The organism is Rhizobium sp. KNZ2-6A (genome assembly GCF_056755475.1).
This window is the reverse complement of record NZ_JBNDIC010000099.1, coordinates 1-6,471: the sequence shown is the minus strand read 5'-3', so window position 1 is coordinate 6,471 and position 6,471 is coordinate 1. Positions and strand designations below refer to the sequence as shown.

General features: G+C 57.6%; 7 protein-coding genes and 3 pseudogenes. 6 read left to right on the top strand and 4 right to left on the bottom strand.

The window, feature by feature from the left end:
- Nucleotides 1–296: 296 nt before the first annotated feature.
- Both ACPYOP_RS32265 and ACPYOP_RS32260 read right to left on the bottom strand, forming a co-directional pair.
- Nucleotides 297–593 carry a HigA family addiction module antitoxin gene (locus ACPYOP_RS32265; RefSeq protein WP_481414274.1) on the bottom strand — a complete coding sequence of 99 codons (297 nt, stop codon included), beginning with the start codon at nt 591–593 and terminating at the stop codon, nt 297–299.
- A 53-nt stretch (nt 594–646) separates the two neighbouring features.
- On the bottom strand, nt 647–928 hold the full coding sequence (locus ACPYOP_RS32260; RefSeq protein WP_481414273.1) for a type II toxin-antitoxin system RelE/ParE family toxin: 282 nt from the start codon (nt 926–928) through the stop codon (nt 647–649).
- Nucleotides 929–1,142: 214 nt separating this feature from the next.
- Between ACPYOP_RS32260 and ACPYOP_RS32255 the strand changes: the two genes are divergently transcribed.
- Together ACPYOP_RS32255 and ACPYOP_RS32250 are read left to right on the top strand one after the other, a co-directional pair.
- A complete protein-coding gene (locus ACPYOP_RS32255; protein WP_481414272.1) occupies nt 1,143–1,715 on the top strand; it encodes a hypothetical protein in 573 nt (190 codons plus the stop codon).
- Between the two features lie 17 nt (nt 1,716–1,732).
- Nucleotides 1,733–2,407 carry an NADPH-dependent F420 reductase gene (locus tag ACPYOP_RS32250; RefSeq protein WP_481414271.1) on the top strand — a complete coding sequence of 225 codons (675 nt, stop codon included), beginning with the start codon at nt 1,733–1,735 and terminating at the stop codon, nt 2,405–2,407.
- Between the two features lie 190 nt (nt 2,408–2,597).
- Here ACPYOP_RS32250 and ACPYOP_RS32245 read toward each other — a convergent pair whose 3' ends face one another.
- Nucleotides 2,598–2,774, bottom strand: coding sequence for a hypothetical protein (locus ACPYOP_RS32245; RefSeq protein ID WP_481414270.1), 177 nt, complete (start codon nt 2,772–2,774; stop codon nt 2,598–2,600).
- 171 nt (nt 2,775–2,945) lie between these two features.
- On the opposite strand from ACPYOP_RS32245, the pseudogene ACPYOP_RS32240 reads away from it, so the two are divergent.
- The 3 genes and pseudogenes from ACPYOP_RS32240 to ACPYOP_RS32230 all read left to right on the top strand — a co-directional run bounded on the left by ACPYOP_RS32240 (nt 2,946) and on the right by ACPYOP_RS32230 (nt 4,203).
- Nucleotides 2,946–3,288 (top strand): annotated as a pseudogene (locus ACPYOP_RS32240) (VOC family protein).
- A pseudogene (locus ACPYOP_RS32235) lies at nt 3,237–3,413 on the top strand (LysR family transcriptional regulator); the annotation flags it as partial. The pseudogenes ACPYOP_RS32240 and ACPYOP_RS32235, both read left to right, overlap by 52 nt.
- A 286-nt stretch (nt 3,414–3,699) precedes the next feature.
- Complete coding sequence (locus ACPYOP_RS32230) at nt 3,700–4,203, top strand: LysR family transcriptional regulator substrate-binding protein (RefSeq protein WP_481414269.1); 504 nt, start codon at nt 3,700–3,702, stop codon at nt 4,201–4,203.
- Nucleotides 4,204–4,217: 14 nt separating this feature from the next.
- On the opposite strand, the pseudogene ACPYOP_RS32225 reads toward ACPYOP_RS32230, so the two are convergent.
- Nucleotides 4,218–4,598 (bottom strand): annotated as a pseudogene (locus ACPYOP_RS32225) (zincin-like metallopeptidase domain-containing protein); the annotation flags it as partial.
- 314 nt (nt 4,599–4,912) lie between these two features.
- Between ACPYOP_RS32225 and ACPYOP_RS32220 the strand changes: the two are divergent.
- Complete coding sequence (locus ACPYOP_RS32220) at nt 4,913–6,316, top strand: hemagglutinin repeat-containing protein (RefSeq protein ID WP_481414268.1); 1,404 nt, start codon at nt 4,913–4,915, stop codon at nt 6,314–6,316.
- Nucleotides 6,317–6,471: the final 155 nt, after the last annotated feature.

Below are 6,471 nucleotides of genomic sequence, written 5' to 3'. Positions count from 1 at the left end.
CCTTTTCTCAGTCGCAGAATGCCGCAACTATTTCAAAGCCGCCGGCTATGAGGCCAGATAAATGCGACACGCTTTAAATACACAAAGACAACGGGCTTTGAAGTTGAGGTTTCCGGTCGGCTCTATGACGGCAAGTCGGCGACAGAAGACGAGAACAACGGCCGCAAGAGCGAGGGCTACGGTTCGTCCAATGCTTTGGAGGCCAGCGGTAAAGTTGCACCGAATAGTGCGCCGGGCACGCCCACCACGCCTCCGGCCTTTCTCACGCCGCGTCGGTTTGGGCGAACGGACGAGAACTAGGCGGCAAGCTCCTTGATCTGCGCAAGATCGCTTTTCATGGCTTGGGCCGCGATCTTGATGTCGTATGCATTTTGCAGATTGAGCCAAAATTCAGGGGTAGTCTTGAAGAATTTCGCCAGCCGCATCGCCGTGTCTGTAGTGATGATAGACTTTTCGTGGACGATTCTCTCAATACGGGTGCGCGGCACATTAATGTGCTTTGCCAGCATGTAGGGCGTCATGTCGAGCGGCTCCAAATACAGCTCCCGCAGGATTTCCCCCGGATGGATCGCGGGAAGTTTGCTGACTGTCATGATCGCTTGCCCTCCTTGGCTATTTATCATGATCGCTATCAGACCCTTTCGAGTCAATGGTAGTCCGTGATTTCGACTTGCTCTGGGCCTGCTTCCGTCCAGATGAAGCAGATGCGCCATTGCTTGTTGATCCTTATCGAGTGCTGGCCTGCGCGGTCGCCCGAAAGCTTTTCCAAACGATTGCCGGGCGGCGACCGCAGGTCTTCCACCGTGGTTGCTGCGTTCAACACATAGAGAAGCTGTTGGGCGTGGCGTACCAGATCAGCCGGAAAACCCTTCTTTACTGATCCGTCATCGATCGACGCTGTGAGCTTGTCTTTGAACGAACGGATCATTTCGGCCGCCTGATATTAGTATCATATGGCGATACGTCAGGAAGTCAACAAAATAGTATCATGAGACGATACGTTTTTGGTACTGTCTGCCGCCAGAGGGGCGGCCCTTTCAACTGTTTCCCAAAGGAACATCAAAATGGATCACGCGAAATTCTTCGCGGCGGTACGCTCATCCTTGTTTGGCGGGCGTCTGTCAGCAGATCAGGTTAACGGTATGGAGATTATCCTGACCAAGTGGCGGGCCAAGGCTTTCGATAGCCGTTGGGTCGCGTACATGCTGGCGACGGCCTATCATGAAACCGATAGGACCATGTGCGCCGTCTTTGAAAACCTGAACTATTCTGCATCGGGCCTGCTTGCAACGTTCCCGAAATACTTCACGATTTCTCAGGCCGCAGCCTACGCACGACAGCCGCAGCGCATTGCCAATCGCGCCTACGCGAACCGCATGGGCAACGGCAACGAGGCCAGCGGCGATGGATGGCGCTATCGCGGTCGCGGCTTGGTGCAGATCACCGGCCGCGACAATTACGCGAAGTACGGCATTGCCGATGAGCCGGACAAGGCGCTTGATCCCGTACGCGCATTGGCCGATGCCGTCTCTGCCGGAAATCTCGCAGCCGCAGAAAGTCATGGGTCCAGCATCGCCGTGGCGCGTGACGCGCTCGCGCATGGCATCGGTTGGGTCACGCTCTATGGCGCGCTCTGCGCGTGGGGGCTGTCCGCGTTGAGCTTCGTCCTCTTTGGACGAATCAAGGCCGCACAGACGCAGATGCGGGGCGGTTGAGTGGAAAGGGCAATCCAATGAAGATCGGGATTATCGGCGCCGGACGCATGGCGCAGGCAGTCGGCTTCTTGGCGGCGCAGGTCGGGCATCAGGTCATGTTGAGCAATTCCAGAGGGCCGGACAGCATTCGTCATGCCGCAAGGCAAATCGGGTGCGATGTCGGAGCCGTCGATGAGGCCGCCGAGCACGGCGAACTGATCGTCGCTGCCGTTCATCTGCAAGTCTATCGCGCGCTGCCGCCGCAGCCGCTTGCCGGCAAGGTGGTGCTCAACCCGCAGAACTACTTTCCGTATTTCGGCGCAATCCCCGAACTCGACAGCGGCGAGCGCACGACAGCGGAGATATTGGCCCGGCATCTGCCGGCCTCCCAAATCGTGAAGACCCTCAACTCCATTCTGGTCGAAGACGTGGTGCCGGACGCTCGGCCGGCTGGCGCGCAGGATCGGCGCGCGCTCCCGATGGCTGGCGATGACGAGGACGCAAAACGCATTACAACCGCCTTCCTTGACCAGATCGGCTACGACACTGTTGACGCGGGCGTGTTGGCCGAAGGGAGGCGCTTCGAGCGTTACAGGCCGGTGTATTGCGTGCCCTTGAGCAAGGCGATGCTTGAACAGCGGCTCGCAGCGACCACGCGAAGCTCAACGGTGCCTGATGCTCACTGGCGTTTCGAGCGTGGCATTCGCGCCTGAACCGGATCGGCCATGCCGATGTCAACGGGCTGATAAAGAAACAGCAACGTCTCCATGTCGGTTCATTGCGTGGGCGCATCCCACTTGTCTCGCTTATCCAGCAAACTGTCCTAAAACTCTCATTGCGGCACCTTTTGGGAGTTTTTAGACGGTTTGCCCGAAGCATGCGATATATCGGGATTTAGGGTTTCTATGACGGTGATCCATCTGCGCGAGACACAAACTCCAAATCCTCGTCTGGTTCGATGTAATGAATGAGGCCCCATTTTTCAAAATCGATCATTACACCGCGTTCCAGAAATTCAGACCAATCCTCACGGGTGAATTCGGCCGTATATTCATCCGTATCAATCGAGAGAACGATCATGCCTTGCCTCTCGTGAATTCTGACCCGATCACCAAGCCGGGCTATCTTGCCATCTCGATATAACATCCCAATTCCGTCACGAAATTCCCGGAGACCGCCTCAAAAAGCTGAAGACGATTCCTGAGAATAGGCGGCTGTAGCATACTTTGCCATGGTGCATCTTTCACGCTGATGATTTACGCCAAGAACGTAGAGGAAACAGCGGATTCTACGAGAAGCACTTCGGCTTCAAAGCCACCATTCTGCCCGGTGACAGGATCGTTGAACTGGTCGCACTGGATGGCGGAACAAATATAATGCTGCATCAGGCCGCGAAAGGGCAGCGGAGCGGCCAGTCGATCGTCAAACTCGTATTCGACGTTCAGGATGTCGAGGCATTTTGCCGGCATTGTGCCGGAAACGGTCTTGAATTTGGGGCGGTCCATAAAGCGGACGCTATCTGTTCACCAATGCAAAGGACCCGTGTCCGAACTCCATCTCAGTTTCCAATCGGGCCTTCAAAAATGGCGGCTGACGACTTTTCAGACAGTCTGCCAAACAATTGCTGTTGCGGAACATCTTAACTTTCGTCACGCTGCCGATACGTTGGGCGTCAGCCATTCGAGCGTCAGCGCTCGCATCCGAGCGCTGGAGGTGGAACTTGATACCCTGCTCTTTGAGCGGAATACCCGCGGCGTCCGGCTCACCGAAGCCGGACGCCTTTTTGTCGAACGGGCGGCGGCAAGCATCGACCAGCTCGACCATGTCGTAAGGACCGCCGGCATGGCGGCATCGGGAGAATGCGGTCGCTTGCGTATCGGCGTTCATGGCCTGATCGTCGGCAGCTTTCTTGATAATCTGTTGGCCGGCTACTGCAGGGACCATCCTTGCATCGCCGTGGAAATGATCGAAGCGACGGCGCGCGATGCGGTCATGCAGCTTCGCGGTGGCGTTCGTCGTCGGTGCGTTCAAGCTACCCGACTGCCATTCACGGCCGATCTGGACCGAACCGCTTGTGGTCGCGTTGCTGGTCGATCACTGTCTTGCAGACCAACACGGCGTCACTTGGGACGATCTTGCCTCCGAACAATTCCTTGTTCGCCATGGTGGTACGTTTGAGAGGGCGTTTGCGGTAGCGTTGGAAAATCACCGCCTTCTGTATGAGAAAGAACTGAAGCTGCATCCGCCTTTTACCGCAGAGTTCGGGGCAGTCGGGCTGAAGGATTTGCATTTGGTCGTCCCGAGTGTGGAGTTTTCTTCGGGAGACCATGCGGGACCAATCCGCAAGGATGGAACTTCTCGGACGTTCCGATTGGGAAGTTTCGACCCGGTAGAGTGGCAGTCCGCGCTTCGCGATTTCTTCATCGACTTTTACGACCTTGCTGCACGAGACAGGTCTAAGGTTCTGACCGACAACCTAATCATCGCGAATGAGATTCCGCTGCGGTAGGCGCGGCCTATCCATCACGCCGCCTCCCGCTCATCGCCAGCGCTGCGGACGCGTTGGTCATGTTCCGGCAGAAAGCCGAGCAGCCAATCGGCCGCCTTGCTCGCACGAGATGCGGCGCGGACGATGGCGCGATTATCCTCGCGAACGACCTCCAGCCAGGAGTTAACATAGTCGGCGTGGCGGACAGTCGGGACGATGCCGAGCGAGGCGCAGCAGAAGGCCGCATTCATTTCGGCCAACTCCTCGAACGCGTATTTCTTGGTGCCGAAGCCGCCGGTCAGGTCGCGGCCGAGCCGGGACGGATGGCCTGTGGCGTGCCCCAGCTCGTGCAGCGCTGTTCGGTGCCAGGTGATCGGCTCGAAATAGGCCTGGGGTGGCGGGACCTGCACATTATCCAGACACTGCGTACCTGTCTCACAGACGTCAGGGTTGGCGGTTAGTATCGCCGACGGTCAGACACACAGAATCGTCGAGTGATGCCGGTGATTTCGTCGTAGAGGCTCGTCCGGTCCTGGCCGGTGCGAGCGGGTGCGTTCTTTCTCGACATCGCGGTTCTCCGCGACGGGCACCGGAAGCCTCTCCTCCGGCTATCTACCCGTCACGGCAAACCTGGTCCGCACTCTCACTCGCGCGCAGGGAGCGGCGTCAGGCACTACGCTTCGGCTGGTGCCAAATTTCTTGACCAAGATGATAACGTGTCATATATGACATGTTTCTACCTGTAGTTTTGCAAATTTGGATTATTGCGCAGGCTCGCCTAAAACAAAGCCAGCGCCTTGAGCGGCTGGGCCAGGATCTCCGAAACGCACGCTTGCGGCGCGGTATCGCCATGGCCGATCTCGCCGTGCGCGCGGGAACCTCACCCAGCTCGATCTCTCGCCTCGAAAAGGGCGATCCCGGCGTCTCGATCGGCATCGGCGCGCAGTCGACCAAGGATAGCAAGGCGCAGCAGTCCGATACCAATGCGGTATCGACATTGGCGGCGGGCCGTGATCTCAACATCTCGGCAGGCAACAACGTCAACCTGCAGGCGACCAGCGCTTCCGCCGAGCGCGACGTCACTCTCTCCGCTGGCAACAACGTCAATCTGCTCTCGGCCAACGACGCCACTAATTACGAGGAGGTGCATGAGAAGAGCTTTGCCGGTGTGACGCTCACCGCGTCGAGCCGTCTGGCTGCTGCGGCAGACAGTACCATCGAGGCAGCCTCCAGACTTGGCGGTTCCACCGGAGCTTATGCGATCGCGCCGACGATTCTTGCCGGGATAAAAACCAATCAAGAACTCACGAACGCCCTCAATGGCGATACGCCTTTGGTGTCACTTGGTATCGGAGTAGGTTTTAGCGCTCAGAAGTCCCAACAAAGTGCATCGTCTTCCGTCCCCGTTGTAACCCAGATACGGAGTGGTGGTTCGACGGGCATTTACGCCGGAGACAGCATTACGGGCCACGGTGTTCAAATCGCCGCCGGCGTAAACAAGGACGGAAGACCGAACACACAGGCGGGTGCTGCAGCGGGTAATATCCTCCTGTCGGCCGGCAACGTCATCGATCTGACGAGCACTGAATCCAGTTTCGATTCGAAATCCGCGTCGAAGAGCTCCGGCGCAAATGTCGGCATCGGCATCGATGTCGGCGTCAACGGCATTGCCGTTGGGCCAAAGGTCGAGGTTTCGGCAAGCCGGGGCAAGTCATCCGAAACGGCCGTCAACCAGCTCAACAGCCATGTCATTGGCACCGGTACAGTTGCGCTTAATTCCGGCAACGACACCAATCTCAAGGGAGCGGTCGTTTCCGGCGACACGGTCATTGCAAATGTCGGTGGCGATCTCAACATCGAAAGCCGGCCGGATATCGCCACTTACTCTGAAAAAATGACTGGCGGAAGCCTGAGTATTTCCGCCTCCGGCTTGTCCGGCGGCTTGAATCAAAGCACTACGAAGGGGGATTATTCAAATGTCTCCGAACAGAGCGGGATCCTTGCTGGCGAAGGTGGTTATCACATTGCTGTCGGCGGCGGTGTGGACCTTAAAGGCGGTGTCATTGCCTCGAAAGCAGAGCAAGACAAGAACGCGCTTTCTGCCGATCATCTGACTTATACCAATCGTCACTGAGTGTGACTCTCGGACTTCCCAAAAGCCGACGAATCTGAATCGATGGCGCAAACAGGAGGTTTGCGATGGGTTCGGCGCTTTCGTTGCGGTCAGACTATGAGGGGGATGGGTTGCGGCGCCTGGCTCGGCAGACACGAGATGCCGACCAGGCTCGG

What these genes read in the sequence shown, in the direction of transcription:
- ACPYOP_RS32265 (WP_481414274.1), bottom strand. Translation starts at nt 593, where the DNA reads ATGACAGTCAGCAAACTTCCCGCGATCCATCCGGGGGAAATCCTGCGG.
- ACPYOP_RS32260 (WP_481414273.1), bottom strand. Translation starts at nt 928, where the DNA reads ATGATCCGTTCGTTCAAAGACAAGCTCACAGCGTCGATCGATGACGGA.
- ACPYOP_RS32255 (WP_481414272.1), top strand. Translation starts at nt 1,143, where the DNA reads ATGGAGATTATCCTGACCAAGTGGCGGGCCAAGGCTTTCGATAGCCGT.
- ACPYOP_RS32250 (WP_481414271.1), top strand. Translation starts at nt 1,733, where the DNA reads ATGAAGATCGGGATTATCGGCGCCGGACGCATGGCGCAGGCAGTCGGC.
- ACPYOP_RS32245 (WP_481414270.1), bottom strand. Translation starts at nt 2,774, where the DNA reads ATGATCGTTCTCTCGATTGATACGGATGAATATACGGCCGAATTCACC.
- ACPYOP_RS32220 (WP_481414268.1), top strand. Translation starts at nt 4,913, where the DNA reads ATGTTTCTACCTGTAGTTTTGCAAATTTGGATTATTGCGCAGGCTCGC.